The 25,170-nt window shown below is 70.6% G+C and carries 35 protein-coding genes; 15 read left to right on the top strand and 20 right to left on the bottom strand.

What is annotated here, in order from left to right:
* Positions 1-47 precede the first annotated feature (47 nt).
* Both A6A27_RS35775 and A6A27_RS35770 read right to left on the bottom strand, forming a co-directional pair.
* On the bottom strand, positions 48-1,724 hold the full coding sequence (locus tag A6A27_RS35775; RefSeq protein WP_073839076.1) for an MDR family MFS transporter: 1,677 nt from the start codon (positions 1,722-1,724) through the stop codon (positions 48-50).
* A gap of 117 nt (positions 1,725-1,841) precedes the next feature.
* Complete coding sequence (locus tag A6A27_RS35770; RefSeq protein ID WP_073839075.1) at positions 1,842-2,378, bottom strand: type 1 glutamine amidotransferase domain-containing protein; 537 nt, start codon at positions 2,376-2,378, stop codon at positions 1,842-1,844.
* Positions 2,379-2,508: 130 nt separating this feature from the next.
* On the opposite strand from A6A27_RS35770, the gene rfaE2 reads away from it, so the two are divergent.
* Both rfaE2 and A6A27_RS35760 read left to right on the top strand, forming a co-directional pair.
* Entirely contained in the window at positions 2,509-4,365 is a 1,857-nt protein-coding gene (rfaE2, locus tag A6A27_RS35765) for a D-glycero-beta-D-manno-heptose 1-phosphate adenylyltransferase (RefSeq protein WP_073839074.1), read from the top strand.
* Positions 4,362-5,246, top strand: a complete 885-nt coding sequence (locus A6A27_RS35760; protein WP_073839073.1) for a glycosyltransferase family 2 protein — start codon at positions 4,362-4,364, stop codon at positions 5,244-5,246. The genes rfaE2 and A6A27_RS35760 overlap by 4 nt, the downstream gene beginning before the upstream one ends.
* A gap of 58 nt (positions 5,247-5,304) precedes the next feature.
* On the opposite strand, the gene A6A27_RS35755 is transcribed toward A6A27_RS35760, so the two are convergent.
* From A6A27_RS35755 to A6A27_RS35745, 3 genes are read right to left on the bottom strand one after another with little or no spacing between them, the layout of a single operon-like run.
* A complete protein-coding gene (locus A6A27_RS35755) occupies positions 5,305-6,411 on the bottom strand; it encodes a glycosyltransferase family 9 protein (RefSeq protein WP_073839072.1) in 1,107 nt (368 codons plus the stop codon).
* Between the two features lie 7 nt (positions 6,412-6,418).
* Positions 6,419-6,958 (bottom strand): Hsp20/alpha crystallin family protein, encoded by a 540-nt coding sequence (locus tag A6A27_RS35750; protein ID WP_073839071.1) that lies wholly within the window; start codon positions 6,956-6,958, stop codon positions 6,419-6,421.
* On the bottom strand, positions 6,955-7,458 hold the full coding sequence (locus A6A27_RS35745) for a DUF2231 domain-containing protein (protein WP_073839070.1): 504 nt from the start codon (positions 7,456-7,458) through the stop codon (positions 6,955-6,957). Before A6A27_RS35745 ends, A6A27_RS35750 begins: the two co-directional genes overlap by 4 nt.
* Positions 7,459-7,621: 163 nt before the next feature.
* Between A6A27_RS35745 and A6A27_RS35740 the strand changes: the two genes are divergently transcribed.
* Together A6A27_RS35740 and A6A27_RS35735 are read left to right on the top strand one after the other, a co-directional pair.
* Positions 7,622-8,239 carry a pyridoxamine 5'-phosphate oxidase family protein gene (locus A6A27_RS35740; protein ID WP_073839069.1) on the top strand — a complete coding sequence of 206 codons (618 nt, stop codon included), beginning with the start codon at positions 7,622-7,624 and terminating at the stop codon, positions 8,237-8,239.
* A 288-nt stretch (positions 8,240-8,527) separates the two neighbouring features.
* A complete protein-coding gene (locus A6A27_RS35735) occupies positions 8,528-9,064 on the top strand; it encodes an SRPBCC family protein (RefSeq protein ID WP_083673126.1) in 537 nt (178 codons plus the stop codon).
* Positions 9,065-9,656: 592 nt separating this feature from the next.
* On the opposite strand, the gene A6A27_RS35725 is transcribed toward A6A27_RS35735, so the two are convergent.
* On the bottom strand, positions 9,657-9,989 hold the full coding sequence (locus A6A27_RS35725) for a DUF7336 domain-containing protein (RefSeq protein WP_198940592.1): 333 nt from the start codon (positions 9,987-9,989) through the stop codon (positions 9,657-9,659).
* Here A6A27_RS35725 and A6A27_RS42575 point away from each other — a divergent pair.
* Positions 9,983-10,480, top strand: a complete 498-nt coding sequence (locus tag A6A27_RS42575; protein ID WP_083673125.1) for a tyrosine-type recombinase/integrase — start codon at positions 9,983-9,985, stop codon at positions 10,478-10,480. The two genes, A6A27_RS35725 and A6A27_RS42575, sit on opposite strands and share 7 nt — an antisense overlap.
* 156 nt (positions 10,481-10,636) lie before the next feature.
* Here the strand turns inward: A6A27_RS42575 and A6A27_RS35715 are convergent, their stop codons facing one another.
* From A6A27_RS35715 to A6A27_RS35705, 3 genes are all read right to left on the bottom strand, one after another.
* Positions 10,637-10,903 carry a hypothetical protein gene (locus A6A27_RS35715; protein WP_073839067.1) on the bottom strand — a complete coding sequence of 89 codons (267 nt, stop codon included), beginning with the start codon at positions 10,901-10,903 and terminating at the stop codon, positions 10,637-10,639.
* A 306-nt stretch (positions 10,904-11,209) separates the two neighbouring features.
* Positions 11,210-11,623 carry a GntR family transcriptional regulator gene (locus tag A6A27_RS35710; protein ID WP_073839066.1) on the bottom strand — a complete coding sequence of 138 codons (414 nt, stop codon included), beginning with the start codon at positions 11,621-11,623 and terminating at the stop codon, positions 11,210-11,212.
* Between the two features lie 68 nt (positions 11,624-11,691).
* Positions 11,692-11,922 carry a GntR family transcriptional regulator gene (locus A6A27_RS35705; RefSeq protein WP_073839193.1) on the bottom strand — a complete coding sequence of 77 codons (231 nt, stop codon included), beginning with the start codon at positions 11,920-11,922 and terminating at the stop codon, positions 11,692-11,694.
* Between the two features lie 207 nt (positions 11,923-12,129).
* Here A6A27_RS35705 and A6A27_RS35700 point away from each other — a divergent pair, with 207 nt between their 5' ends.
* From A6A27_RS35700 to A6A27_RS35675, 7 genes are all read left to right on the top strand, one after another.
* A complete protein-coding gene (locus A6A27_RS35700; RefSeq protein ID WP_073839065.1) occupies positions 12,130-12,327 on the top strand; it encodes a hypothetical protein in 198 nt (65 codons plus the stop codon).
* A gap of 5 nt (positions 12,328-12,332) precedes the next feature.
* A complete protein-coding gene (locus tag A6A27_RS44635; protein ID WP_158074124.1) occupies positions 12,333-12,506 on the top strand; it encodes a hypothetical protein in 174 nt (57 codons plus the stop codon).
* Positions 12,507-12,520: 14 nt separating this feature from the next.
* Positions 12,521-12,727: a hypothetical protein gene (locus A6A27_RS35695; RefSeq protein ID WP_143194348.1), complete on the top strand. Its 207-nt coding sequence runs from the start codon at positions 12,521-12,523 to the stop codon at positions 12,725-12,727.
* 111 nt (positions 12,728-12,838) lie between these two features.
* Entirely contained in the window at positions 12,839-13,231 is a 393-nt protein-coding gene (locus A6A27_RS35690; protein ID WP_143194347.1) for a hypothetical protein, read from the top strand.
* Positions 13,232-13,455: 224 nt separating this feature from the next.
* Positions 13,456-13,740, top strand: coding sequence for a hypothetical protein (locus tag A6A27_RS35685; RefSeq protein WP_073839062.1), 285 nt, complete (start codon positions 13,456-13,458; stop codon positions 13,738-13,740).
* Positions 13,741-13,751: 11 nt separating this feature from the next.
* Positions 13,752-14,018: a hypothetical protein gene (locus tag A6A27_RS35680; RefSeq protein ID WP_143194346.1), complete on the top strand. Its 267-nt coding sequence runs from the start codon at positions 13,752-13,754 to the stop codon at positions 14,016-14,018.
* A gap of 22 nt (positions 14,019-14,040) precedes the next feature.
* Entirely contained in the window at positions 14,041-14,406 is a 366-nt protein-coding gene (locus A6A27_RS35675) for a hypothetical protein (protein WP_073839060.1), read from the top strand.
* 150 nt (positions 14,407-14,556) lie between these two features.
* Here A6A27_RS35675 and A6A27_RS45380 read toward each other — a convergent pair whose 3' ends face one another.
* On the bottom strand, positions 14,557-14,733 hold the full coding sequence (locus A6A27_RS45380) for a hypothetical protein (RefSeq protein WP_198940591.1): 177 nt from the start codon (positions 14,731-14,733) through the stop codon (positions 14,557-14,559).
* 11 nt (positions 14,734-14,744) lie between these two features.
* Positions 14,745-15,047 carry a hypothetical protein gene (locus tag A6A27_RS35670; RefSeq protein WP_073839059.1) on the bottom strand — a complete coding sequence of 101 codons (303 nt, stop codon included), beginning with the start codon at positions 15,045-15,047 and terminating at the stop codon, positions 14,745-14,747.
* Between the two features lie 27 nt (positions 15,048-15,074).
* On the opposite strand from A6A27_RS35670, the gene A6A27_RS43785 reads away from it, so the two are divergent.
* Genes A6A27_RS43785 through A6A27_RS35660 form a run of 3 tightly spaced genes read left to right on the top strand, consistent with a single transcriptional unit; the run spans position 15,075 to position 16,028 of the window.
* The gene (locus A6A27_RS43785; protein WP_143194345.1) at positions 15,075-15,272 is read left to right on the top strand and encodes a hypothetical protein; all 198 of its coding nucleotides are present in this window, start codon (positions 15,075-15,077) and stop codon (positions 15,270-15,272) included.
* Between the two features lie 52 nt (positions 15,273-15,324).
* Positions 15,325-15,663 (top strand): hypothetical protein, encoded by a 339-nt coding sequence (locus A6A27_RS35665; RefSeq protein WP_073839058.1) that lies wholly within the window; start codon positions 15,325-15,327, stop codon positions 15,661-15,663.
* Positions 15,664-15,668: 5 nt separating this feature from the next.
* Positions 15,669-16,028, top strand: a complete 360-nt coding sequence (locus A6A27_RS35660) for a hypothetical protein (protein ID WP_143194344.1) — start codon at positions 15,669-15,671, stop codon at positions 16,026-16,028.
* Between the two features lie 35 nt (positions 16,029-16,063).
* Here A6A27_RS35660 and A6A27_RS35655 read toward each other — a convergent pair whose 3' ends face one another.
* The 9 genes from A6A27_RS35655 to A6A27_RS35615 form a co-directional block, all read right to left on the bottom strand.
* The gene (locus tag A6A27_RS35655; RefSeq protein WP_073839056.1) at positions 16,064-16,396 is read right to left on the bottom strand and encodes a hypothetical protein; all 333 of its coding nucleotides are present in this window, start codon (positions 16,394-16,396) and stop codon (positions 16,064-16,066) included.
* Positions 16,393-17,130, bottom strand: coding sequence for a hypothetical protein (locus A6A27_RS35650; RefSeq protein WP_073839055.1), 738 nt, complete (start codon positions 17,128-17,130; stop codon positions 16,393-16,395). Before A6A27_RS35650 ends, A6A27_RS35655 begins: the two co-directional genes overlap by 4 nt.
* Before the next feature lie 226 nt (positions 17,131-17,356).
* Positions 17,357-18,982, bottom strand: coding sequence for a hypothetical protein (locus tag A6A27_RS35645; RefSeq protein ID WP_143194343.1), 1,626 nt, complete (start codon positions 18,980-18,982; stop codon positions 17,357-17,359).
* Positions 18,979-20,838: a carbohydrate binding domain-containing protein gene (locus tag A6A27_RS35640; RefSeq protein WP_073839053.1), complete on the bottom strand. Its 1,860-nt coding sequence runs from the start codon at positions 20,836-20,838 to the stop codon at positions 18,979-18,981. The genes A6A27_RS35645 and A6A27_RS35640 overlap by 4 nt, the downstream gene beginning before the upstream one ends.
* Before the next feature lie 3 nt (positions 20,839-20,841).
* Complete coding sequence (locus tag A6A27_RS35635; RefSeq protein WP_073839052.1) at positions 20,842-22,959, bottom strand: hypothetical protein; 2,118 nt, start codon at positions 22,957-22,959, stop codon at positions 20,842-20,844.
* 141 nt (positions 22,960-23,100) lie between these two features.
* Positions 23,101-23,487, bottom strand: coding sequence for a hypothetical protein (locus tag A6A27_RS35630; RefSeq protein ID WP_073839051.1), 387 nt, complete (start codon positions 23,485-23,487; stop codon positions 23,101-23,103).
* Positions 23,488-23,489: 2 nt separating this feature from the next.
* Entirely contained in the window at positions 23,490-24,002 is a 513-nt protein-coding gene (locus A6A27_RS35625; RefSeq protein WP_073839050.1) for a hypothetical protein, read from the bottom strand.
* On the bottom strand, positions 24,002-24,991 hold the full coding sequence (locus A6A27_RS35620) for a phage tail tube protein (protein WP_073839049.1): 990 nt from the start codon (positions 24,989-24,991) through the stop codon (positions 24,002-24,004). Before A6A27_RS35620 ends, A6A27_RS35625 begins: the two co-directional genes overlap by 1 nt.
* Positions 24,991-25,170: a hypothetical protein gene (locus A6A27_RS35615; protein WP_073839048.1), complete on the bottom strand. Its 180-nt coding sequence runs from the start codon at positions 25,168-25,170 to the stop codon at positions 24,991-24,993. The genes A6A27_RS35620 and A6A27_RS35615 overlap by 1 nt, the downstream gene beginning before the upstream one ends.

Below are 25,170 nucleotides of genomic sequence, written 5' to 3'. Positions count from 1 at the left end.
GGGCCGAAGCCGGTAGCCGACGCCAACTCCTTGATCAACAGCGGCGGTCAGAGCATCGTCTGGGACTTGGCTTCCATTTCGGCGGCGGCTTCGTCCTTCGACTCCTTGGTCAGCGGCTTGCCGCCGGGGGCGGCGGCCTTGCCGCCGAGCGGATCCGCGCCGCCCGTGGCACCCTGCGGGCCGGTGCCGCGCAGCTGGTGGTTCGGCAGGGCCAGGGTGACCAGCACCGCGATGATGGCGATCAGTCCGGCGGTCAGGAAGACCAGATGCAGCGACTCGACGAAGGCGGCCTGGATCGCGGCCCGGACCGGTGCGGGCAGGGCGAGGATGGTCCCCGGTTCGTTGATCGAGATGTGCGCCCCGCCCCGGGCCGCCACGATGGCCCGTTCAGCGGGCGGCAGCTGCGCGATGGCGGGCGGCAGCCGGTCGCCGAGCTGGTGGGTGAGCTGCGACGAGAGCACCGCGCCGAGGATGGCGACGCCGAACGAGCCGCCCAGGGAGCGGAAGAAGGTCGCCGAGGAGGTGCCGGCGCCCAGGTCCCGCGGATGCACCGCGTTCTGCACGGCCAGGATCAGCGACTGCATGCACAGGCCCAGCCCGACGCCGATCACCACCATGTAGCCGAAGGCCGCCCAGAGCGAGCTGTTCACCTGGAGCCGGGTGAACAGCAGCATGCCGGCGAGCAGCACCGCGCTGCCGGCCACCGGGAACCACTTGTAGCGGCCGATCCGGCTCATCGCCCGGCCGGTGAGCACCGAGGTGACGATGATGCCGGCCATCATCGGCAGCATCAACAGACCGCTGCGGGTCGGCGAGGCACCCTTGACGATCTGGAGGTAGAGCGGGATGAAGATGATCGACCCGAACATCACCAGACCGAGCACGAAGCCCGCCGCATTGGCCAGCGTGAACGTTCGGGTACGGAACAGCCGCAGCGGCAGGATCGGCTCGCGTACCCGGGCCTCCTGGAGCACGAAGAGGGTGCCCAGCACCGCACCAGCCGCGAACAGCCCGATGATCACACCGGAGCCCCAGGCGTACTGACTACCGCCCCAGCTCAGCGCCAGCAGCAGGCTGCTCACCCCGGCGACCAGCAACGCCGCCCCGAGCCAGTCGATGGCGTGCTCCCGCCGCTCGAACGGAATCAGCCGCATCACGTGGTAGCAGACCACGATGGCCAGGATCGCCAGCGGCACATTGATGTAGAAGATCCAGCGCCAGTTGGTCTCCGCGAAGTAGCCACCGACCAGCGGCCCGGCCACCGAGGAGATGCCGAAAACCGCGCCGAACAGGCCCTGGTAGCGGCCACGTTCCCGGGGCGAGACCACGTCCGAGATGATGGTGAACGCCAGCGTCATCAGGCCGCCGGCGCCCAACCCCTGCACGCCCCGGGTGACGATCAACTGGGTCATGTTCTGGGACAGCCCGGCCAGCAGCGAGCCGAGCAGGAACGTGCCGATCGAGAAGAGGAAGACCGGGCGTCTGCCGTTGAGGTCGGCCATCTTCCCGTACAGCGGGGTGGAGGCGGTGGAGGCGAGCAGGTAGGCGGTGACCACCCACGAGTAGTGGTTGATCCCGCCCAACTGGCCGACGATGGTCGGCAGCGCCGTACCGACGATGGTCTGGTCGAGCGCCGCCAGCAGCATGCCGGTCATCAGACCGAACATCAGCAGACGGACCTGGCGGGCGTGCAGCACGGGACGACCGTTGGCCTGGGCAGTCATCCCGCGTTCTTTCCCACGTCCCGCAGAACATGCCCCCGAGACGGGCCGATCATGAGGTTGGCGGCGATGTCGATCTCCTCGACCGCCGCCAACCTCATGATCAACGAGGGCGGGCGGTCAGGCGAACATCTCGACGATCTTGGCGCAGAAGGCCGGGAGGTCGTCCGGCTTGCGGCTGCTGACCAGGCCGTGGTCGGTGACGACCGCCTCGTCGACCCAGGCCGCGCCGGCGTTGGTGAGGTCGGTGCGCAGGCTCGGCCACGAGGTGATCCGGCGGCCACGCACCACGTCCGCCTCGACCAGCGTCCACGGGCCGTGGCAGATCACCCCGACCGGCTTGCCGGCGCCGAAGAACGACCTCACGAACCGGACCGCGTCCGGATCGGTCCGCAGGAAGTCCGGGTTGGCCACGCCGCCGGGCAGCACCAGCGCGTCGTACGCCCCGGCGTCCGCCTCCTTCGTCGTCACATCCACCTCGTACGTCCGGCTCTGGTCCAGATGGTTGAACGACTGGATCGAGCCGGGGCGCACCGAGACGAGTTCGACCCGCGCGCCGGCCTGCTCCACCGCCTCGCGGGGCTTCGTGTACTCGACCTCCTCCACGCCGTCGGCGGCCAGGAACGCGATCCGCTTGCCCTGCAGTGTCGCTGCCATGGTGGTTTCTCCTCTCCAGGGATCCTCTCAATCCGTGCCCGGGCTCAAGCGGGCGAAACCGGACGCCCGGCGTGGCCCGGACCCCACAAGGGCAGGTTTGACGGCAGCGGCTCGGGGGACCCGAGGGAACATGGCAGGAGCAGCAGCCGAAGAGCGCCGGCTCGCCACCGTCGTGGAGAGCTGGCAGGGGCGTCCCGTGCTGATCGTCGGGGACGCCATGCTGGACGAGTGGCGGTTCGCGGAGTCCGAACGGCTCTGCCGGGAAGCCCCCGCCCCGGTCCTCACCCTGCGCCGCCGTACGTCCGCCGCGGGTGGCGCGGCGAACACGGCGGTCAACGTCTCCGCCCTCGGCGGCCGGGCCGTGCTGGTGTCGCCGGTCGGCGCCGACGCGGCCGGCGACGAACTGCACGACTGCCTCGACCGCGCGGGCGTCTGGGACCGTACGGTCAACCAGACCGGACGGCCGACGCCGGTGAAGCGGCGGATGCTGGCCGGCAACCAGATCCTGCTCCGCGAGGACTCCGGTGAGCCGGAGGACGCGCTCGACGACGACGGGGTGGCCCGGCTGCTCACCGCGCTGCACTGCGCCACGGAGGAACTGAAGGCCGTCGCCGCCGGCCGGCCGCTCACCCTGGTCGTCTGCGACTACGGCCTGGGCGCCCTGCCCCGGGCAGTCCGCGCCTGGCTGGTCGCCAACCGGGACCGCTACGCCACCGTGGCCCTCGACGCGCACGACCTCGCCGACTGGCGCGGCCTCAACCCGACCGTGGTGACCCCGAGCTTCGCCGAGGCCACCCGGCTGCTCGCCCGGGCCGCGGTCGGCTTCGGCGGCGGCAGCCGTACCGCCGCGCGCGGCGCCACCGCCGGTGACCTGCACCTGGACCACCCGGCCGACCCGGTCGACGGCCCGTCCGAGCTGGTCGTCGGCGCGGCACCGGGCGGGGCGGGCGAGCGGACCGCCGGCACCCCGCACCCCACCTCCGGCGCGCCGGCGGCCGGCCACCCCGGCGCGGCCGGCCCCGGACCGACCGGGGAGCCGACCCCGGGCGAGGAGCGCGTCGCGCTGACCGGGGACGGGCTCAGCGTGACCGGCACGGGCGTCACCGTGAACGCGGCGGCCGGCGAGGGCGTGGACCGGGCGATGCTGGCCGAGTCGCGCCTCGCCGAGCTGCGCGCGCACACCGGCGCGGACGTGGTGGCGGTAACCCTGGACACCGAGGGTGCGGTGGTCGGCGGGGCCGACGGCGAGCCCCGGCGCAGCCACAGCACCCCGGTCCCGGCCAGCCACGCCGTCGGCGCGGGAGACGCGTACCTGGCGGCGATGACCCTGGCGCTGGCGGCGGGGGCGAGCCTGCCCACCGCCGCCCAGCTCGCCCAGCTCGCCGCCACCATCACCGTCTCCGACACCGGCACCTGTGTGTGCCGGCGGGAGGACCTGCTCGACGCGTTGGGCAGCGGGCCGGAGCAGACCGGCCATCCGAGTCTGGTCGGCGCCGAGGAGCTGACCGCGATCGTCGAGGAGCACCGCCGGGTCGGACGCTCGATCGTCTTCACCAACGGCTGCTTCGACGTGCTGCACCCGGGGCACGTCCGCTACCTGACCCAGGCCCGGGCGCTCGGCGACCTGCTGGTCGTGGCGGTGAACTCGGACGAGAGCGTACGGCGGCTCAAGGGGCCGGACCGGCCGGTCAACCCGGTCGAGGACCGGACCGCCCTGCTGGCCGCGTTGGAGTGCGTCGACCACGTGGTGGTCTTCGAGGAGGACTCCCCGGCGGCGCTGATCGAGGCGGTCCGCCCGGACGTCTACGTCAAGGGTGGCGACTACCCGCCCGAGATGGTCCCGGAGGCTCCGCTGGTGCGCCGGCTGGGCGGGCAGGTGCGCACCCTCGGATACGTGCCGGACCGTTCCACCTCGGCGATCATCGACCGGATCCGGGCCCAGTCGGTCACGCCCACCGTCGGCCGAAGCACGGGCAGGCCGGCGTGAACCGACCGCTCGACCCCGGCACGCCGGACGGTTTCCGCCGGCCGCGACAGCTGGACGTGCTGATCCCCACCCGCAACCGGCCGGCCGAGCTGGCGGTCACTCTCTCCGGGCTGGCCGCCCAGGAGGGCGTACCCGACTTCGGGGTGGTGGTGAGCGACCAGTCCGACAACGCCCCGGCGTACGCGCACCCGGCGGCGGCCACCATGGTCCGGGCGCTGCGCCACCGCGGCCACCCGGTGCTGCTGACCCGGCGGCTGCCCCGGCGCGGGCTGGCGGAACACCGGGCGTACCTGCTGCGCCAGTCGACGGCCCGGTACGTGCTCTGCCTCGACGACGACGTCTGGCTGGAACCGGACACTCTCGCCCGGCTGCTCACCGCGATCCGCGAGCTGGGCTGCGGGTTCGTCGGCAACGCGGTGCACGGCCTCTCCTACGCCGACGACGTCCGCCCCGAGACCCACGCGCACTACGAGGAGTGGCCCGGCCGGCCGGTCCCCGAGCGGATCCGCCCGGGCACGCCGGAGTGGGATCGGGCGGCCATCCATCCGGCGGCGAACCTGCTGCACGTGACCGAGAAGCTGCGGCTGCCGGCGGGGGCCTGGCGCGCGTACAAGGTCTCCTGGATCGGCGGCTGCGTGCTCTACGACCGGGCGAAGCTGATCGACTCCGGCGGCTTCGAGTTCTGGCGCCGGCTGCACGAGAAGCACCAGGGCGAGGACGTCGCCGCGCAGCTCGCGGTGCTGGAGCGGCACGGCGGTGCCGGGGTGCTGCCCAGCGGGGCCTTCCACCTGGAGTCGCCGACCACCGTCACCGAGCGGGACGTGGAGGCGTGGGAGGTGGTCCTCACCGACCAGCCCTCGGACACCCCGCAGCCGGCCTGACCGCTCGCCCGCCCCGGCCCGCCGCTCGCCCGTCGGCGGACCCGGCGCGCCGCGCCGGTCACCCCGCCAGCAGTTCGCGGGCCGCCTCGACCACCTCGACGGCCGGCACGTCGGCGACGAACGAGTCCCGGTGCGGGCAGTCGCCGTCGCCCGGGCGGTGCGGGTAGATCCCCGGGGTGCAGTCGACGCCGCAGACCGGGCAGTGCGTGGTCCAGGAGGCGATCGGGCGGTGCCGGGTCCGTAGCGGCGTGGCGCCGTTGATCAGGTTGCCGACCCAGTAGACGCCCACGGTGGGCGCGCCGACCGCGGCGGCCAGGTGCAACGGCCCGGTGTCGTTGGACACCACCAGCGCGCAGCCGGCGTAGCAGGCGGCCAACCCGCCCAGGCTGAGCGTGCCGACCTGCGGGCGGACCGGGACGCCGGCCGCCACGACCACCGCGTCCACCGTCTCCCGCTCGGCGGGAGTGCCGGTGACCAGCACCTCGTACCCGTCGCCGATCAGCGCGCGGGCGACCTCCCCGAAGCGGTCCGCGGGCCAGCGCCGACGGGTGTCGGTCGCCCCCGGATGCAGCGCCACCCGGGGCCGCTCCGGCACGCCGAGCACCTGCCGGGCCTCGGCCCGGTCAGCGTCGGTGACCGCCAGCGCCGGGGTGATCGTGGTGGCCGACGCCCCGACCAGGGCCACCGCCTCCAGGTAGCGGATCACCTCGGGCTGGTAGTAGACGTACCGGATCCAGCGGTCCAGCGGCGGCGCACCCTCGGCACGCAGCCCGGCCGTGACCCGGGCGCCCAGCCCGGCGACCAGCGGGTTGGAGTTGGCCCCGCCCCCGTGCAGCTGCACCGCCAGGTCGAACCGCTCCGCGCGGGCCGCCGCCAGGAAGTCCGCCAGCTCCGCCGGCGGCTCGTCCGGCCCGGCGTCGCGGATGCCGGGCGCGGGCGGCACCACCAGCACCCGGTCCACCGGGCCGGGGCGGTCGCGCCAGAGCACCGCGTGCCAGGGCGCGCCGAGCAGCACGAGCTCCGCCCGGGGGTACGCGGCACGCAGCGCCTCCAGCGCCGGCAGGACGAAGATGAAGTCACCGAGCGCGTTCGCCCGCAGCACGGCGATCCGCTCGACGTCGGGTACGCGCTCGCCGACCGGGCCGAGCACCGACGGGGTGGTCACGCGACCCCTACGGCCGATCGATCTCGTCGACCGCGGTGTCCGGGTGGTGCAGTTCCCGGTCGGCGGCCGGGTCGGCCAGGGTCCGCGTACCCACGGTGGCGGGGCGGAGGCCGGTGCGGCCGACGGTGATGGTGCGCGGCGTGGGCCGGGCTGCCCGGGGCAGCCGCACCCGGAGCAGGCCGTGGTCCATCACCGCGTCGATCCGGTCGGGATCCACCCGGGACGGCAGGTCCACCCGGTACTCGAAGCCGCGCGTCTCGAACCCGCCCTGGATGCCGTGGTCGGCGTTGACCTCCGCCTCCGAGCGGGCCCGTACGCACAGCTCCCGGTCGTCCAGCTCGACCGCCACCTCCTCCGGTGCCACGCCCGGCAGCCGGACGACGACCTCCCAGCCGTCGGCGGTTTCGCCCAGCTCCACCTCCGGCGGGCCGGCCCGGCCACCGACCAGGCGGCGCAACTCGGCGCGCAGCGACTGGAGCTCACCCATCGGGTCCCAGCCCTGCTGGCGGCCGCGCCAGAACCCGCGTCCACCGGACTGTTCGGTCATCGCATGTCTCCGATCCGCTCAGGTGTCGAGGGGCGCAGCGAGCTCGGCGCGTTCAGGTCGGCCTCCGGGTCGACGCCCACGCCCAACCGGTCCACCAGCTCGCCGCCGAGCCAGGCGCTGATCCCGAGGAGCGCCACGGCGACCACCTCGATGGCCAGCAGGGCACCCCCGGCGGCCCGGTACTCGGCGTTCAGCCGGACCACCCAGACCGCGGCGAAGAGCAGGATCACCGCGACATTGGCGCCCGCGTGGGCGAGGCCGACCCGCTTGGCGCGGGTGCCGGTGGGCAGGGCCAGCAGGTCGAAGGAGCCGGCCACCGCGGCCAGCACGCCGCCGATCAGGCCGACCAGGATGTTCCAGTACGCGGCCTCACCGAACAAGCTGGGCCCGCCCACGGTGTCGACCACGTCGAAGATCAGCGCGGTGACCAGGAGCGCCACCGGGAACATCACCAGCATCGGGTGCACGGGGTGACCGAGCACCTTCAGTCGGCTCTCCATCGGGCCTCCATCGGTCGCATCCGAGCGGCTGCGGGTCAAGCCGTACCCGGCCGACCCGGGGGCAAACCTCGCGTTCGGCGCGCACGCCTAGGCTGACCATGGCGGAAACCGGCCGGTCGCGGGCCGAAAACGCCGCCGACGTCAACGGACGGGGGAGGAATACGTGACCGTAGAGATCACCTCACCGGAGGAACTGCGCGAGCTGCTGGGTATGCCGAACCAGCGGGCGCTGGCCAAGGAGCGCACCGTGCTGCACGCGCGGGACCGGGAGTGGCTGGCCGCCTCGCCGTTCTGCCTGGTCGCCACGGCCGGCGCGGACGGCAGCTGCGACGTCTCCCCCAAGGGCGACCCGCCGGGCTTCACGTTGATGCTGGACGAGGCGACCATCGCCATCCCCGAGCGGCCCGGCAACCGGCGCGCCGACGGCTACCGCAACATCCTGGCCAACCCGCACGTCGGGCTGATCTACCTGGTCCCCGGCCGCACCGACACGCTGCGGATCAACGGGCGGGCCCGGCTGGTCCGGGACGCGCCGTACTTCGCCGACATGGTGGTCAAGGGACACCGCCCGGTGCTGGCGGTCGAAGTGGCGATCGAGCAGATCTTCTACCACTGCGCGAAGGCGTTCCTCCGCTCCCAACTGTGGCAGCCGGAGACGTGGCAGCCCGACGTCCTGCCGTCCCGGGCCCGGCTGGTCAAGGAGGTGGAGGCCCCGGCCGAGAGCCTCGCCGACCTCGAACGCCACTACGGGCCGCACTACGTGCAGACCATCTACTCCTGATCCCGCCTCGCACCCCCAGGTATCGGCGGCTCACGTTTGGGCGGGCGGCTGGGGGTACTGATCGAGGGACGGCCCACCACGTCACGCGGCGCCGGAAACCCCTGGAACACGGGTCGAGAGAGGATGAGGTGCGATGCCCACGAAGAACAGCTCGGGCAGCGGCTCGACCGGCTGGAGAACCCAGACCGCGAGGACGGCTGAGCCGCCGGCGTGGCACCCGTCTCGGTTCAGCGCCTCCCCAATGGGTACGGATCTGAGTACGGACGTCAGAACGACGAGGAGGAATCCATGACCACCAAGGTCGAGAAGTCCATCGAAGTCGACGTGCCGGTCAGCACCGCGTACAACCAGTGGACGCAGTTCGAGGAGTTTCCCCGCTTCATGGGCGGCGTGCACGAGGTGCGGCAGCTCGACGACCAGCGGATGCACTGGATCGCCGAGATCGCCGGCGTGAAGCGCGAGTGGGACGCCAAGGTCCTCGAGCAGGTGCCGGACCGGAAGGTGGCCTGGGCGGCCACCAGCGGCGCCACCAACGCCGGCGCGGTTTACTTCCAGCCGATCGGCACCGGCCGCACCCAGGTCCGGCTCTGCATGGAGTACGAGCCGGAGGGGCTGGTCGAGCAGTCCGGTGACAAGCTGCGCATCGTGGAGAGGCGGGCCGAGGCCGACTTGGAGAAGTTCAAGTCGTACATCGAGAGTCGAGGCACCGCGACGGGCGCCTGGCGCGGCACCATCGACGAGGGCCGTACGCTCGGCACTCCCGGCGTGGAATACGCCGCGTCCTCACTGGGTGACGACGGCAGGTCCCGCGCCTCCGAGCGCTGACCGTCACCTTTGAGCCCGGCGGGTCGTGCCCGCCGGGCTCACGGACCGTAATGCCGGCCTCGGGACGGCAAGCAAAAGGCCCAGGTCATGATCGGCGATCAAGCCGGGTGACCTGGGCCTTTCTATGGAGCCGCCGGACGGAATCGAACCGTCGACCTACGCATTACGAGATCAGGTTGGCCGCCACGGACGACCTGCCGGCGCCCGCTTCTACCAGCGGAAACGGCTCTCAACATCTCACACTGCTCGCCCGTTGCCGATCGCCCTCTTGCGGACTGGATGCGGACTGCACGGCCTGGCCCCCCACCGCCCTGCGGCCATAGGCTCGTTTCGTGATGTCAGTGATCCAGACGGTGGGGCTTGTCTTCTTTGTCGCGGTCCTGCTGACCGTCCTGGTACTCATGGTGATCACTCTGTTGAAGCCCCGAGCCTCCCGCTCCGACGACGGCTCCGGGATTCACCCGCTCCACCCTCCGGCAGACGGGGGCGCCGGCGGCGATGCAGGTGGCGGGGCGGACTCGTTTTGAGCGGCCCCGCAAAGGCAGGTTGGCCCGTGGATGGCCCGGCTCGCCCTCCGCGAGGAACCTGTCCTTTAGTCGGCATGACCGTCATCAGGAATGGAAACGAAGCCGTCGTTCCAGTGGTCCTCGTCGAGGCTGTAGCGGTTGATGTAGAAGCAGTCGGGCTCGTCGCGGAAGCCAGGCAGCTTCCTGGCTCGCTGTATCCGCTCCTCCGCTCGTGCCTCCGACGAGTACACCCCCAGGATTTTGAGGTCGTCACCGTTTTCCTCGTCCCAGACCAGCTCGCCGGCTTCGTCTCGGTGCGTAGTTGGTCGCCCGTCGAGCCACCGGGCGTGGCGGACGTGCCAGAGCAGGAAGACCTCCATGCAGCCGAAAAGATCGCTGGTGAACATCTCGTCTGCCACGTACCGCTCCTCTGCCTCAAGCCCATCTCCGCCGTGAGTCCGCACATCGTGGAGCGGGCCTGCTCGCCGGTGTCAACACAACGATCGTCAACGATCTGGCCGCGCACGTCGCCGGGAAGCGCCGGGACGATCTGGTGTTCACCGCCCCGAACGGCGGCCCGCTGCGTAACACCAACTTCCGGTCGCGGGTCTTCGGGCCGGCGGCGGCGTCGGTCGGGCTGGCCGGGCTGACTCCGCACGACCTGCGGCACACGGCGGCGAGTCTGGCCGTGGCGGCGGGTGCCAACGTCAAGGCGGTGCAGCGGATGCTCGGGCACACCTCGGCGTCGATGACGCTGGATGTGTACGCGGGCCTGTTCGGTGACGACCTGGACGCGGTCGCCAACCGGCTGGACGAGGCGGTCGCTGCACAGGATGCGGACTATTTGCGGACTGGCGCGGCCGGCGGCAGCGTGGTCGACCTCGGGAAACGGCGAAGCCCAGGCCGTTGACCTGGGCTTCTGTACCGAGCCGCCTGACGGAATCGAACCGTCGACCTACGCATTACGAGTTCACGGTGAATTCCGGAAGGCATGCAAACACGTCTTCGCTACACCCTGGTTGACCTCGGTGAACTTCACTCGGGTAGGCGAGTTCCGCCGTGTTTCCTATCGGCGTGTGTCCTCAACATTGTCCTCAAACCGCCGCTGCTCCGAGGCGATCACCTTGCTCGCCAGCGACCGCGCCGCCCGCAGCAGTTCGGGCTCCGGCAGGCTGGTGATCGTCGGGTCGGCCTCGGCGGCTGTGCGCGGTCCCGCCTTGACCGCTGCCTCAACCCGGCTGGACTCGCGTCTCACCACCCAGCAAGCGGTAGCGGTGCCGGCGGCGATGGCGGCGAGGTACAGGTACGCGAGCGGGGAGGGGTTGTGATGCACGGGACACGCTCCTTGTCTTAACGGAGGCTTAAAGCGAACCCCGATGAAACACCCGTACGACTGCCCTACGAAAGGGGACGATTGGTTACCCTGCTAATCCGCTGGGTTATCCTGCTGATGTCTGAGTGGCAGTAGCGGATCATGCGTGATATGTGATCAACGCAGTGTGACAGGACGTGGGATTCCCGCGCTCCCATGGGCGGTTGTCATTGACGGACCGTGGCCGCAGCGTGAGCACCCGACCACACGGATTCACATTCATTAATTCGACGTTTGCCGAATAGCGCGGGAAGACGTGATTCGCATTTATCCACGCGGAATACGCACACCGTACTCATCGGCCGGATACACATCCATCAGCCCGTCCGGCTGCCGCACCACCAGCACCGGCACACCCTCCGGCATCTGCCACCGGGCACGTTCCTCGGGTGTCGGCATCCGCGCGGTGACGAGCTGGTCCGGCTCGCCAATCAGCTCCTCAAGCTCCGGCGCCCGCGACCGCACTCGGGTTCCGCGACCCGACGCCACGTCGACAAGCCCCTCGGCGCGGAGGATCCCCACCGCCCGCCGGACCGTACCGCGGCCAACCTCGTACTCCTGACTCAGCCGGGTTTCCGACGGAAGCAGTGTCCCGGGCGGGTGGTCCCCGGCGACGATCCGGGCGCGGAGCACGTCGGCGAGCTGCCGATGCCTCGGCACACCGGAGTGCAGGTCGATCACCAGGCGGACGGTAGGGATTGCCGGGGCGAACGTCCCCCGGGCGCAACGTTCGAACGTTCGCCCCGGGTTCAGGCTTCCGGGCGCTCCTCAGCGACGTACAGGCCGGCGCCTTGGACCCCGACAACGACGCCCTCGGCCTGCAACAGCAGTACAGCCTTCTGGATCGTCGACACGCCAGCCGAGTACATCTCGGCCAGCTCGCGGTAGGTGGGCAGGCGGGTGCCGGCCTGGTACTCCCCCGCGGCGATGCGGGTGCGAAGGTCCTCGGCGATACGCCGATACCCCATCGGGATAGGCATGATGTTGTTCTCCGTTCGGCACCCCAATTCGATCACGCCAGGTCACCCCCTTCAAGCTCTTCGTTGACTTTGGTGCCAATGACACCTAGCGTAATCGATGTGGCCCCCGGGTTCTCCGTTCGGCGACTGGGAATCTTCTCGGCCACCCGGGACGGGTCCCCCGGATCCGTCCCGGTCTCCCCAGTCCTCCCGGTCGAGGAGCCCGCCATGATCGAGCGGAGCAGCGCCACACCCCTGGAGATGACGCCCGGGTGCTACCGCATCCCGGACGGGCACGTCGTGCCGAACCCACCCCACCCAGCACCGCAGCCCGCCCCCACCGGCTACGACTGCCGGCTACGCCGCACCGTGTTGGCGTGCCTGGTCGTCGTCGCCCTGGGCGTGCTGATCGGAGTCCTCCGGTGAGCCGCATGGACGAGCCTGTCGACCCGGCCACCGTGTACGAGGTGGCCGGCAAGGTCCTCGACCATCACGCCGCGGGCGGCACCTGCCAGTCCTGCGGCCCCGACGACAGCCCGGAGACACAGTGGGCGTTGGAGCAGCGCGCCAAGCACCTCGCCCGGCGGCAGCCATGCCGACGCTGAGGTCCCACCCGCTCGTGACACCGCCCGCCGTGGGTCCGCCGGTCGTTCACCCGGGCCAGGTGGTGCGCTGCCTCGGCTGCGCGCTGGCGATCTCCGACAAGGACCACGCGTGCGGGCGGGAACTGTCGGTGACCGGCGAGTTGTGGGGGGCCTGCCAGTGCCCGCTGCCGACCTGCGGGCCGAACGGCAAACCCACCCCGAAGCGGGCACCCACCCGCTGAAATTTGGACGGCCCCGGACACGGCGATTGCAGCGCCAGCCCGGGGCCTGATCAGGAAGTGGAGTCCTGACCCATGCACAGATTTCACCGATACCGGACGACCGTCAAGACCTTGACCGCGGTCGCGCTGCTCGCCGCAATGATGGGCGCCGACGGCGGATGTGAGAGCAAGGAGGGCAGCAACCGGCCGCCGACAGACAAGCTGCCACCCGAGAAGCCGTGCGTAGTCACGGCGAAGGTAACGGACGCCAGCGGGCCGTACACGGTGCGAGTACGTGCGAGCCGGGTTGGCACGGGCCTTGGCGACTGGAGGACCGACAAGAGCATCGCCAAGGGCTGGAGCAAGAAGATCGTCTACGAGTGCGGGTCCAAGATCGAGGTCCGGATGCACGTCACCGGACACGCCGAGGACAGGTTCGGCTGCCTCATCGACGACGGCGTCCGGAACCGCGACAGGCGCTACGGCAAGAAGGAAGTGCTGTGCACGCTGGTCACCGCGCAGTAGCGCCGTGGTAACGCCTCCAGTGGACGACCCTCGTCCAGCCGTAGTAGCGGATGAAGGCGAGTAGCTGCCGCCACCACGGCGGGCGCTGCGTCGGAAGCCAGTAGAACGGCTCGGGCGGGTTCAGTCTCCAACCATCCACGCGGCCAGTATGCAGCACGAACACACAGCGTCAACCCAGCACCACGCGAAAACAGTCCGTTGACAACCGTTCGTACAGTGAGGACATGAAGATGATGACACGTCACCTACTCGCCGCCCTGGCCCTGACCGCCGCCCTCCTCGGCGCGGCCATTCCCGCCCAGGCCGCGACCCGGCCCGGCACCACCAACGACCAGCTCATCGCCATGCACGACTGCCACTCCATCGCCTCCAAGCCGGACCCCACCCGGGGCATCCGGGGCTGGCTGAAGGACAACGCCGCCACCCCCACCGTCGACCTCGTCTACCAGGCCAGCAAGGGCATGCAGCTCGGCGGCACCTACCTCACCACCCACTTCTGCTACCGCTGACCATGCTCGGGGTGATCCGCTGGGAAGATCCGCCACCGCAGCAGCGCGGCGGGCGCCGTCCCAGCGGGTTCCCCGCCGAGCTGGTCGCCCGCGACCTCCGCGAGCATCCCGGCCGGTGGGCGCTCGTCGACGAGTCCCCGAACCGGCTGAACCTTGCCTCGCACATCCGCGGCGGCATGTACCCGGCGTTCCGGCCGGCCGGCAGCTTCGAGGCCGTGACCCGCACCGACGGCACGTTGGTGCGGACGTACGCCCGGTTCGTGGGTACCGCGGATTGACGTCGGGCGCTACGGTGCGGGCATGAACTTCGGTGCCCGCCTTCCCGGCCCGTTCCGCGTCGGCGTCTCCAGCTCCGGCCGCGTCAACATGGGCGCCACCGTCGGCCCATTCTCCGTCTCCGGCGGCGGCGGCAGCCGTCCGGGCAGGGCGGACGCGGTCCACGCCCCGGTGCACATCCTCGACGCTCTCGCCGAACTCCAAGCCGCCGGCTGGAAGATCACAGGCCGGGGCGACGACTGGGCGATCGCCGTCAAGGGGTTCACCACCCTCCGCTTGGACGCTGAGGGCGACGGCACCACCGCGCGGCGGGTCACCTCCAACCGGAAGCTGCTGCTGTGGCTGACGGTCGGCGTGGCGATCGCCGCGCTGTGCCTCGGCAAACTGTAGACACGACAAAGCGCCCCCCGCTCGCCCAACGTCGGCCCATTTCCGACGTGAGCTAGAGCGAGGGGCGCTTGGCGTAGCGCGGTTTGCGGGGTCGAATCCGCTTCCAGCCGTATCCCCGCACCACCGGGGCCCCACGGCACGGAGCCGATTCTACTCCGCCGGCTGGTTGGGTACGGCGTAGACGATGCCGAGGGCGGCGAGCGTGGCCACGGCCACCCCGACCCACTCGACCGTGGTCACCTGGTTGTCGGCCAGGGCGGTGCCGAGCGCGGTCAGACCCGCGACCAGCCCGCCGACGATCGCTTTCGCGTACGGCTTGAACTTCATGGTGAGCCTCCTCAGACTCGGGGCGGCCAGATCCAGCAGCCCTGCTGCTCGGGCTCGCCCTCGGTCCGGGAGGTGGCCCAGTAGTCGTCGTTGCCGTCGAGCAGCACCTTCAGGTTGGCGGCGCTGCCGCCGAAGGTGCGGACCACGACGGCCGGGTAGGTGTGCCCGGCCTCGGCGGCGTTGCCGACGTGGCCCTGGAAGCCGGTGTTGCCGGGCGTGGTCTGGTCAGCGAAGTCCTTGCGACGCCGGTTGATCGACTCGGCGTCGAACTCGTTGAGGGTGTAGTGGACGACGCGGCCGATGGTGGGCTGCATGGTGTACCTCCCGGGTACGGTCTGCTGGTGGTGTCCGGTGAATGGGTGACCCGCAAGGGTCAGCGGGTGTGGCAGGAGTGGCGGCCCACCCCCTGCCTGGAAGGGCACGACGAGTGGTCGCCGGGCACGACGGGCTGCCCGGACTGCCGGTGGACGGTGCGGTATTGGCGGTGCCGGGAGTGCGGTGAGGTGGTGTACGACCCGGACCACCAGCACGGCACGTGATTCCTCGCCTCGGGTGTAGACAGACCTACAGTCTGCCTGTAGACTCATCTACATGAGCGAGCGGCAGATCATCCGGGACATGGCCCGATACGACGAGCACGACGACCTGGCTCACCGGTGGTCGCTCGTGATCGACGGCGAGACCGTCTCCAAGCTGTGGGTGGACCCCGAGACCGGCGAGATCGCGCAGGTCGAGACCCCGGCCGCGCATCAGGGCAACGGCTACGCCAGCACCCTCTACCGCCAGGCCGCCAGCGAGATCGCCATCTTCCACGCGCCCGAGGCGCACCGCACCTACGAAGGCGACCGCTTCGCCCGCAGCGTCGGCGGCGAGACCCTGCCCTGCCTGCACGGCTGCTGCACCGACGGCCCCGACTTCGACGAGGAGTGACCACCATGCAGATCACCGACGGAATGCTGACCTGGCTCGGCCCGGCCGCCGGCGAGATGACCCCCGAGCAAATCGAGATGTTCGCCGAGCAGTGGCAGCGCGTCGACGAGCGCTACCCCGACCCTGATGAGCAGCCCGAGCGGCACGCGGCCCTGTCCGCCGTCGTCCAGTACCTGCTCGGCGAGACCAGCGCCGAGGACGCCAACCGGGCGCTCATCGACGCCCGCCTCCGAGAGCGGGAGGCGTACGTGGTCGCCGAGACCATCGCCGTCATGATGGTCCGCCACGGCTACCCGAAGGCCGGCGCCGCGAGGGCGGTAGGCATCGACCGGATGAGCCTGCTCAAGGCCCTCGGCGAGCGGTGACGGGACGCGGTGGTCGACCGGGACCACCGTTGCCGTCAGACCCCGCTGTGATGGGTCCTGATGTGGTCGTCGAGGCGCGTCTCGACGCGGAGCAGGGTCGCGCCGACGTCCTCACGCAGCGCGGCGACCGCTTGCGCGAGCGCTCCGTCGCGGCCGGTCGCTTGCTGCTCGAGCCGCGCGAGCCGTTCCGGCACGCCGAGCACAGCCGGCCGGCCCGGCCGCGCCGCCGTGCCGTACCAGTCCTCACGGAACTCATCGTTCTGCTTCGCGAGCCTGCGCAGCGGCTTTCCGATCATCACCGCGAGGGTGACGGCGGTGAGGATGACGCCGAGGATGATGCTGGCCCCGGCCCACTGCTGAAGGCTCACGACGCGAGACGGCGGGCGAGCTCGTCGGCGAGCTGCTTGACCTGCGTGGCGGGCAGCAGTGAGGCGATCTGCGCCGCCAGCTTCGCCGGGTCCACCTGCGGCAGGCCGGCTAGGGCGGCGGCCAGCTCGGTCGGGTTCGTGCCCTCCCGGGCGATCGCCGGCTCCAGCGCCTGCAACAGCTCGCCGACTGTAGGGGACGACGAGCCGCCCACCTTCTGGTTGACCATCGCGCGCGCGATCTTCACGGCGTCGGCGTCGGTGATCGGCATGTCGTCCTCTCCAATCTGCCAGTCTCGCGGGTCGTCCGCCGCGGCGGTGGCCACGGTGCTGATGTGCCCGTGGGTGCGGTGCATGTCCTTGCCCGAGTAGGGCCGCCAGGTGTACGGCGCATACCCGTGGGCGGCGTACGAGCTGAACATCCGCCCGTCGAAGATCACGTACTTGATGCGTGGGTCCTTGCTGAGGCGTAGCGCCTCGGCGGCCTCGCCGAAGTCGAGCCCCAGCTCCGGCGCGTGGGGGAAATCCCCGGCGCACACCACGGCGACCTTGCCCAGCGCCGCGTAGTAGTGCGGGAAGTGGTCGCTGTCGCTGCTGTGCGCGTCGTCGGCGAGGCTGCCCCACGCTGTCGCCGGGGTAGCCGGCGGCACGGCCCGCGGGTACGCCGCCCGGATCTGCTCGTTGAGCCGATCCAGGCTGTGGACGCGCCGCCACGGCTGGCCCTTTCTCCAGGTCATCGGGATGCCTCCTGTGTCAGGCTGGCACCCTCGGCGGGCGTCAGCGATCCCCGCCGTTCCAGCAGTTCCGGCCACGGCATCGGCGGCAGGCACGTCCCGCACGTCGGGCACGCGTCCGGCGTCCACATGCCGGCCGCGTCGCGCCGCCATGTGATCCCCGACCGGTCAGTGACGATTCCGGTCGTCGGCGGGTCGGGCAGTTGCAGACTCACAGCACCCCCAGGATTCATCGGCGGCGGATCGGGACACGCTGGCGGACGAGGTCGGCGATCATCCGTGGTGTGGTGCGGGCGTACGAGTCCAGTTCCAGCGTCGCCGACCCGTCGGATGCCCGGTACTCGCTGGAGACGATGCGGAAGATCGTCACCCCGTCTCGGCTGACGCCGTTGAGGGCGTCCGGTCTCGGGAGGATCCCCCGCACCCGGATCAGTCCGGGCCGGACCTCCCACGGCATGACCATCCGCCCCGACAACAGGTCGAGGATCGGGCGGGCGATACGGAGTCGGCCGCCGTTCGCGGGGTACTGGCGTTCCGCCAGCCACCGGTCACCGGCCGCCTGCGCCGCCGACAGGGAACCCACCTCGTCGCCCAGGTCGAGCTGCCCCTGACGGATCAGGCTGACAGCGTCGAGGGCGGGCACCGTGGCCGTCCGCACGATCGTCCGGTACTTGCCGGAGGAGTCCCGCCAGCGCACCGTGACGCGGTTGTAGAGGCCGTCGCCGGACCCTTGCGAGTCGTAGCCGTCGACCACGTCCGCCTCGTACCGCACCTGCGACGGCACCGGAACGAACTCGAACCGGAACTTCCCGGTGCTGCCGCGTTCCCACACCCGCCACGTAAACCCGCCCTCCAACGCCAGGAGATCGGAGAGGATCCGGTCCGGCGTGACCCCATCCGGGTAGGCCAGCTGGTCGATCGCGAGGGAGGTTGGGGTGACGATTGCGTTGGCGCCGTCGAACTGGGTGAGGACCCGGCCGAGTAGGTCCTCCACCACATCCGAGGCGAGGACCGTCGAGGCGTAGCCGGACAGCTTCTCCGTCCCGCCCTTCAGATACCGCGACCCAATCACGTAGACGTTGGAGAACTCGGTCCAGTAGGTGTCGCCACTGGTGGCGGTTCCGCCGGGGTTGTAGAGCCTCAACTCCGGCGCGGCGTGCTTGTCCATCCCACCGACGCCGATCTGCTGCAAGATCGAGGCCGTGCTGGTGGTCCAGTTGTCGGACTCCAACGCCGCGTCCGTGCCCGGGAAACTCCCATGCCGGGACACGTACTGCACCTGAAGCTGGGTCGACGGAACACCCTCGCGGTGGTCGGCGCCCACCCTGGCAACCCACTGGCCGGTGTCCCGCAACCGCACGTACTGGGTGGCCACACGGTCGTTGGTCTTCACCGCCAGGCCGGAGTCCCAGTACAGGCGAAGCGCCGCCACCCGCGCGTCCGTCGCGTCCGGCGACCCCACCTGCGATCCGCCCTTGGCCTGGCCGGGCTGGATGTCCGCCGGTGCCCACGCCGAGGACTCGATGCTCCGGTCGGCGTAGATGATCGGAAACGACCGGTCGCGGGTGTGGGCCTGCCCGCCCACGCCGGCCAGCTCCCACACCTGCCCGTCGCGTGCGGACCGGCCCGGGTCTTCCTGCCGGCCGTCCCACACCACCGCGCCGGATTGGCGGTCGTAGATGGTCATCGGGCTGTAGTAGGCGATCTCGTCGGGTTGCATGGTGAGCGGCCGGTCCAGCGGCACGACACACGACGCGTACCCGCCGGGGTCGGTCCACCGGAACGTCAGGTCACGGGCGTCGGCGGTTACGTCGCGGTCGCGCAGCCGCACAGCCAGCGGAATCGGCAGACTCACGACCCCACCCCTCGCACATACAAGTACTTCGGCCAGTAGTACGGGGTGACGAGGGTGGTCGAGGTCAGCCGGTTCGCGACGCCGGACTGACGCTCGCCGGTGTCCTGGACGAAAACGATGCGGTTGCTGACATTCGGGCTCACGAGCGGCGGGCCGCCGACGAGCGGAACAGCTTGCGTCGCGCGTACCTCACCTGACGGGCCGACCGCGTACACGCTGGCGCGTGCCGAGTCGAGCACCAGAGCGGTCAGCGTCGCATCGACCGGCCAGTCCACAATGCACAGCCGGTCGTCGGCCGGGACCAGCAGGATGTTGTCGATGTCGAGGGTGCCGGTGCCTGACACCCGCTGCACGCCCACGCTCAGGTTTTGCGCTGCCCCGACGGCGAGGGGAACACCGGAGTATCCGTCGGTGACCGGGTCCGCGCCTATCGGCAGCTGGATCAGCCCCAGGTCGATGTAGCGGGGTGCCGTGGACAGTGGCGGGGTCACCTTGTCGCCCACAACCTGGTTGCCGCCGCCGGCGGGAGCCAGCTCGAACCACAGCGACATGACATCGGCCGGCACCGACACGCGTACCCGGGGGAACACCCGGTACGTTCCGCGCACGTCTGTCCCAGCCGGCGGCCAGTTCACCGCCGCCACCCGAACCGCGCCGGCCAGCGTCGCGAAGTTGACCCTCGCATAGTTCTGCCCAGTACCGGACATTGCGGCATCGGTCGACACCCCCAGGGTGGCGTCCGCGCCGAGGGTCATCGTCTCCGCCTGTACCGCCAGCGGCATGGCCGCGGGATTGCCTCGCCGGCGGACCCCGATGACGCTGCGCCGCTGGTCGGTGATCGACCCCTGCTCCAAGCGGAGGAACAGCGGGGTTTCCACGTCGCCGCGGATGCCGCTGACGTCGAAGTAGCAGGCGTTGCCGCCGCCGACCTGCCTGAGCCGCGCTTCGTCGATGAACACCGTGTTCGACGCGGGCGGGGTGCCGGTCATGTTGCCCGCCACCAGAGTCGCCGTCGCCGCATCAGCAGGCGCAGTAAACGCCGCCTCAATCAGCGTCCACGTGTTCGCGGCCACCCCCACCCCCACGCGAGGCGCCGAGATAAGCGAGTTGTTCGCCCGCCGCCAGTTGAGCCCCACGTTGACCGTGCGAGTCACCGCGCACCGCACCCACGCCGACGCCTGATACGCCACCCCAGCGGAAACCGCCAGAGGGGTAGCCTGCGCCTCCACAGTCGCGGTCACACCGTCCGGGGTGAGCAGCAGCGACGCCACACCCTCATGCGCCTGCGCCGTCGACCGGGCGATCGTGCCACCCACCGCCGACCAGTCCGCCGTGTCCGTCTCGAAGTACGGGTTGGCGTTGAGGTCCGGACCCGGGTTGGCCGGGTCTTGGTACACCGTCGTCTGCGGCAGGGTTTCCTTCAACCCGTAAGCGAACGGCTCCGCGAGCACGTCCACGTCGAACAGCTTGAACGTGCCCGTGCCGGGCACCTCCGTGACCCGGTTCGTGTCTGACCGCATCGTCCGGAAGAAAACCGGCTCGGTCGTGCCGGGCTGCCACTTCAGGATGTTCGTCGGCCGGTCCAGCTCCCGCATCAGCTCCTGCGTCCGCGACGCAACCGCATCCACGGTGGTGTCCTTCAACTCCAGGCGCAGCCGCAGCAGCCGGTTGTCGTACGCCGCCGCGGTCACCCTCCCACCGTCGGCGAGCAGGGTTTGCGCGACCGCCCGCCGCAACGGCGGCGGCGTGAAGTCGGTCCCCTCGTACTTCAGCGACCACACCTGATCGTCGTTGAGGTCCAGGCGGACCGTGGGTGTTGCGGAGATGCTGTCGACGAACTGGACGACGTCAGGCACCCTTTATCCTCCCCGTGCGTACAGGTCAGCCGTCCGGCCCGAGTCGATTCGGGTCACCGGGACGGTTTGCAGCGCCCGAACGAACGCCCGGTACAGGTCCTCGACGTTGAGCGCCGGCTGGCTCGGACCCTGGCTGGCGGAGGCAGCTGCCCCGCTGTAGCCCTGGCCGGTGCGGATCGCGGCCCGCAGCCGCGCGAACCCGGACGGACCGCCCAACGCGTCGATCTCGTCGTCCGACAGGACGCCCTCACCGGGGGCCAGCAGCCGCCATTCCGAGTCGACGCCCTTCGGCCCGGTGCCGGTGACCATGCCGCCGTCGGACATGCCGGTGGAGTAGCCGTCGCCGGTGTGCGCGGACCCGCCGTAGCTGGTTGTTCCCCGCGCGGACACGGAGATCCGGGCGTGCATGTTGTTGATCCGCGCCACGATCCCCTTCGCGGCCTCGAGCGCCGGTTGGGTGTTCGCGGTGACGGTGACCTTCCGGTCCTTGATGCGCAGCAGCTCGTCGGCGAGAGTGGCCGCCGCGGACTCCGACAGGCCCATCTTGCGGGCCAGCTCGATGAACTTCGCCCGACCACGATCAGCTGCGGCGTTGGCCAGATCCTGCGACCCGGTCTGCTCAAGGATCGCGTCGTAGGCGTTGTTCGCCTCCTTGGCGATCTTGTCGAGGGCGGCGGCGTTGGCCCGACCCTTCGCGGTGTTGATGTCCAACTCCGCGCCGTGGTTGATCGCCGTCTTGCCGTTCTCCTTGACCGCCGCCGTAGCGTCGTCGATCGCCGCCTCAAGGTCGCGTTGCGCCTGCCGGGCGGACAGGTTGGTGCCCGTCATCCGGTCGAGTTCCGCCCGCCACTCCCGCAGTGCGGCGAGGGAGTCGGTGGCCTTGTCGTCGGCCTTTTGCAGCCCGTCCCCGATCTTGTCTCCGGCGTCCTTGCCGGCGTCGCCGCCCTTGTCCAGGGCACCCTTCAGCTCGGCGATCTTCGCCCGGCCCTCGTCGATCGGGCCGGAGAAGATCGGATTCCAGCCCCACAGGATGTCCGCGACCGCCCCGCCGGCATCGCCGATATCCAGCAGGATCCGGTACATGTCGGAGAAGAAGCTGACGGCGCCGCCGACGAAGCCGATGCCTTCCTCGACGGCGATGAACACGGCCCGGAGTGCGGACGCGCCCGCGTCGGCGTCGTCAGCGAAGCCGGAGAACAGGTCCGACAGGGCGCGGCCGACGCGCGGTAGACCCTCGCTAATTTCCCGGATGACCGGGCCGGCTGCCTCGGCCGCGTCGCGGATGCCAGGCATGAGCTCGCGGATAAAGTCGCCGACGCCCTCGGCGAGGGGTTCCACATACCGGGCGGTCGACTCGAACAGGGCGTCCACGTCGCCCGCCACGTCGTCCCAGGCGGTGCGGATGATGCCGATACCCGCGATAGTCGGGGACACGAACCGGGAGGCGGACTCTTCGAGGTCGCCCATGACGGCCTCGCCGAGGTGCTTCCCGGCCTGCCGCACCCGGGCGTCCTTCGACGCAAGCACCACACCGCCGACGACACCGCCGATGCCGATACCGCCGACGACCGCGCCGCCGATAGCCGCAGCAACCGTGGGCACGACGGTGACGGCCAGGGCGCCACCGATCGCCGCCCCAGCCGGGCCCATCGGGGCGCTGGCGAGGACCGGCCCGATCCGGGTGACGAAACTTGCCCCGAACCCGCGGGCGGCCTCGTCGCCGGCCTTGTCCATGTCGGGCAGCAGATCCTGAATGCGGGTCAGCTTCCGCAGCTCACGCTTCTGCCGGTCAACGTCCTTGATCAGGTCCTTGTTGCCGGTCCGGTCGATCTCCTCGGCGAGCCGGCGGATGTTGCCCTCGACCTGCTCGATGTCGCGGGCGAGGCCGCGGTACTTCTCACCGGCGTCGGTGGCCTTGTCACCCGAGTCCTTGACCTTGCCCCCGGTCCCGCTCGCCTTGTCGCCGAGTCCGTCAACCTCGTCGCCGGCCTTTGCGGACGCCTTGCCGAGATCGTCGACCTTGTCGGCGGCCTTGTCCGCAGCGTCCCCAACGTCCTTGAACGCCTTCGACCCACCGCGGTCATTGCCGACGACGTCGTACTCGACCCGCTCCCTGGCCACCGGTCACCCCCGATCAGGTCTTGCCCCATTCGAGGGGGCCGCGGTTGGACTCCCACCACAACAGGTGGGCGCGGATCTGCCGCACCGTCAGCTCACGCAGCGCCGCCGGCGGGACGCCCGCCGCGAAGGTGAAGAACGGCTCTATCGACTGGAGGAACGCCTCGGTGTCGGGGCCTCGGAGGAACGCTCCGAGGCCCCAGCCAAAGGGGCGTCGCTCGCCTCACGCACGAGCTCGGCGCGACCGAGCCGCGGGTCGAAGTCGTCGAACTTCACCGGCGACCCGGCCTGATGCGCGGCGAGGAACGCGGCGACCTGGGCCACCTCGGCGACGTTCAGCGACCACGTCAGCAGCGGCTCGAAGAACAGCTTCACAGGCATGCCGAGCGCCCGGTCGAGCGCCACCAGCTCCCGCGCCCGCAGGTCGACCAGGCCCTCCACGTCGAGGGTCATCTCTTCGGGCAGCGGCTCCCCGTCGATGCCGTATTCCTTGCGGTCGGCCTCGCACAGCCGCACCCGGATGATGGTCATGCTCAACCTCTCGCGATCTTGTCTAGGACGCGGTCCACAGCGGCCTCAATTTCCCTGCGGACAGCCGGCTGCCCGGCATTCATCGACTTGGAGACGAATCCGGGCTTGACCTGCTGGCGAACCCACGGGTTGGCCTTGGACGTGGCCTTGTGGACGGCGTGCCGCTTAAGCGCCCGGCTGCGGCCGAACACGGGATGCCGCAGGTCGCCGTCCTCCAGCGCCCCGACATGGCGGGCGTTGCCGCCCTTCCCTACTGCTGTCACCGTGATCCGCACGGTCACCTGGTCTCCGTTAAAGCTGGACGAGGTGGTCATGCGCAACGCCGGCACCAGCTCCTCCGCGTACGCGTCAGGCAGGTATGCGGCGGCGTCTTCCCGGACGGCGTTCTTCAGATCCGGCACTGCCTTCAGGATCCCCTTGCGCAGTTCCCGCGTGAGTTCCTTGCGGTCGGCGGCCTGCTTCAGCCGGCGGGCAACCACCCGGAAGCGGTCCACGCCCTCGACGTGGACCGACATCAGAGCGCCAGGTCGCTGGAGATGTATTCGACGGTGACCGGCGGGGTGGTGCCGTCGTGCTGCCCCACCCACGGGAAGCTGGTGTTGACCACGTCCGGGCTGCCCGCGGTCGGGGTGTCACCGTTCAGGAACACCATCGGGACCTTGATGCGGAACGTCTCCGCGTACGTGGAGGCGATCGTCGGACCGACGAACTCCCACACCAGCGACGTCGGCGCGTCCGACGCGAACCGGTCCGCCAGGTCCGCCTTGTTGAGGAAGTCCGCAGAGATCGACCCCGAGACGACGGACCATCCGTTCAGGACACCCGCCGACCGCAGACCCTGGTTGCCCATGTACGGGCCGCCGTCATGCCGCGGACGTTCGATCCGCACCGACATCGACCGGATGCCGTCGACCTGCGCCTCCGCACCCACGGTGCCGAGCTTGACCGCGGACTGGGCGAAGTGGAACTCGTTGCAGGTCGGATACGAGGGGGCGGCGATGGTCTGGCTCTCGGACACGTCCCGCGCCTCGATCTCCCACGACGCGGTCAACGCACCGTTGATCTCGCAGGAGAACTCGACCGCCATGACCTGGCAGCCCAGGTACGTGTACGGGCGGACCGTCCCGCCGAGGTCGGGCACACCCGACTGCATGGTGAAGTACTTGCCCTGCGGGTCCGCGAGGGCGTGCGTCTGGAGGTAGGCGGCGGTCGCGCCCTGCTGCACCGGCGTGACGGTCCCGCCGAGCAAGCCGTTGAGCAGCAGCCCCATGCCCTTGCTGTAGACCGACGTGTTGAGGGTGCCGCCGGCGCCCTTGCTGGTGACGTAGCGGCGCCCGCCGGGCTGCACCATCCGGCCGGCGGCCATGCCGCCGCCCTGGTAGGTGTTCTTCCGCTTCGTCAGCTGCGCGGTTCCCTCGAGGAACCGCGTCGGCGCGACGTACGTGCCGTAGACCGTTTCCGCCGCCATGCCGAAGCTGGAGCCGAGCCCCGATCCGATCGCCATCAGCTCTGCCCCTCACTTGCGGCGGGCTTGCCGCCCTTGCCCTTGTCCGGCTGCCAGCCGGCTTCCACGTACGACGCCAGGTCCCGCTCGGGGACCTCGACGACCTCGCCCGGCGCGACGTTCCGGCCGAGCCACGGCACGAACCGCTCCTCGTCGTACGGCTGCTTTACCCTCGCCAC

It is taken from the genome of Micromonospora sp. CB01531 (assembly GCF_001905095.1).
Classification (GTDB): Bacteria; Actinomycetota; Actinomycetes; order Mycobacteriales; family Micromonosporaceae; genus Micromonospora.
The sequence above is the reverse complement of the archived record's forward strand: the minus strand, read 5'-3'. Positions and strand labels throughout refer to the sequence as shown.

Excerpts from the sequence above, each read along its gene's own strand:
- A6A27_RS35775 (WP_073839076.1), bottom strand. The coding sequence starts at position 1,724 with ATGACTGCCCAGGCCAACGGTCGTCCCGTGCTGCACGCCCGCCAGGTC.
- A6A27_RS35770 (WP_073839075.1), bottom strand. The coding sequence starts at position 2,378 with ATGGCAGCGACACTGCAGGGCAAGCGGATCGCGTTCCTGGCCGCCGAC.
- rfaE2 (WP_073839074.1), top strand. The coding sequence starts at position 2,509 with ATGGCAGGAGCAGCAGCCGAAGAGCGCCGGCTCGCCACCGTCGTGGAG.
- A6A27_RS35750 (WP_073839071.1), bottom strand. The coding sequence starts at position 6,958 with ATGACCGAACAGTCCGGTGGACGCGGGTTCTGGCGCGGCCGCCAGCAG.
- A6A27_RS35745 (WP_073839070.1), bottom strand. The coding sequence starts at position 7,458 with ATGGAGAGCCGACTGAAGGTGCTCGGTCACCCCGTGCACCCGATGCTG.
- A6A27_RS35735 (WP_083673126.1), top strand. The coding sequence starts at position 8,528 with ATGACCACCAAGGTCGAGAAGTCCATCGAAGTCGACGTGCCGGTCAGC.
- A6A27_RS35705 (WP_073839193.1), bottom strand. The coding sequence starts at position 11,922 with ATGCCTATCCCGATGGGGTATCGGCGTATCGCCGAGGACCTTCGCACC.
- A6A27_RS35700 (WP_073839065.1), top strand. The coding sequence starts at position 12,130 with ATGATCGAGCGGAGCAGCGCCACACCCCTGGAGATGACGCCCGGGTGC.
- A6A27_RS44635 (WP_158074124.1), top strand. The coding sequence starts at position 12,333 with ATGGACGAGCCTGTCGACCCGGCCACCGTGTACGAGGTGGCCGGCAAG.
- A6A27_RS35685 (WP_073839062.1), top strand. The coding sequence starts at position 13,456 with ATGAAGATGATGACACGTCACCTACTCGCCGCCCTGGCCCTGACCGCC.
- A6A27_RS35675 (WP_073839060.1), top strand. The coding sequence starts at position 14,041 with ATGAACTTCGGTGCCCGCCTTCCCGGCCCGTTCCGCGTCGGCGTCTCC.
- A6A27_RS45380 (WP_198940591.1), bottom strand. The coding sequence starts at position 14,733 with ATGAAGTTCAAGCCGTACGCGAAAGCGATCGTCGGCGGGCTGGTCGCG.
- A6A27_RS35670 (WP_073839059.1), bottom strand. The coding sequence starts at position 15,047 with ATGCAGCCCACCATCGGCCGCGTCGTCCACTACACCCTCAACGAGTTC.
- A6A27_RS35665 (WP_073839058.1), top strand. The coding sequence starts at position 15,325 with ATGAGCGAGCGGCAGATCATCCGGGACATGGCCCGATACGACGAGCAC.
- A6A27_RS35660 (WP_143194344.1), top strand. The coding sequence starts at position 15,669 with ATGCAGATCACCGACGGAATGCTGACCTGGCTCGGCCCGGCCGCCGGC.
- A6A27_RS35650 (WP_073839055.1), bottom strand. The coding sequence starts at position 17,130 with ATGACCTGGAGAAAGGGCCAGCCGTGGCGGCGCGTCCACAGCCTGGAT.
- A6A27_RS35630 (WP_073839051.1), bottom strand. The coding sequence starts at position 23,487 with ATGACCATCATCCGGGTGCGGCTGTGCGAGGCCGACCGCAAGGAATAC.
- A6A27_RS35625 (WP_073839050.1), bottom strand. The coding sequence starts at position 24,002 with ATGTCGGTCCACGTCGAGGGCGTGGACCGCTTCCGGGTGGTTGCCCGC.
- A6A27_RS35620 (WP_073839049.1), bottom strand. The coding sequence starts at position 24,991 with ATGGCGATCGGATCGGGGCTCGGCTCCAGCTTCGGCATGGCGGCGGAA.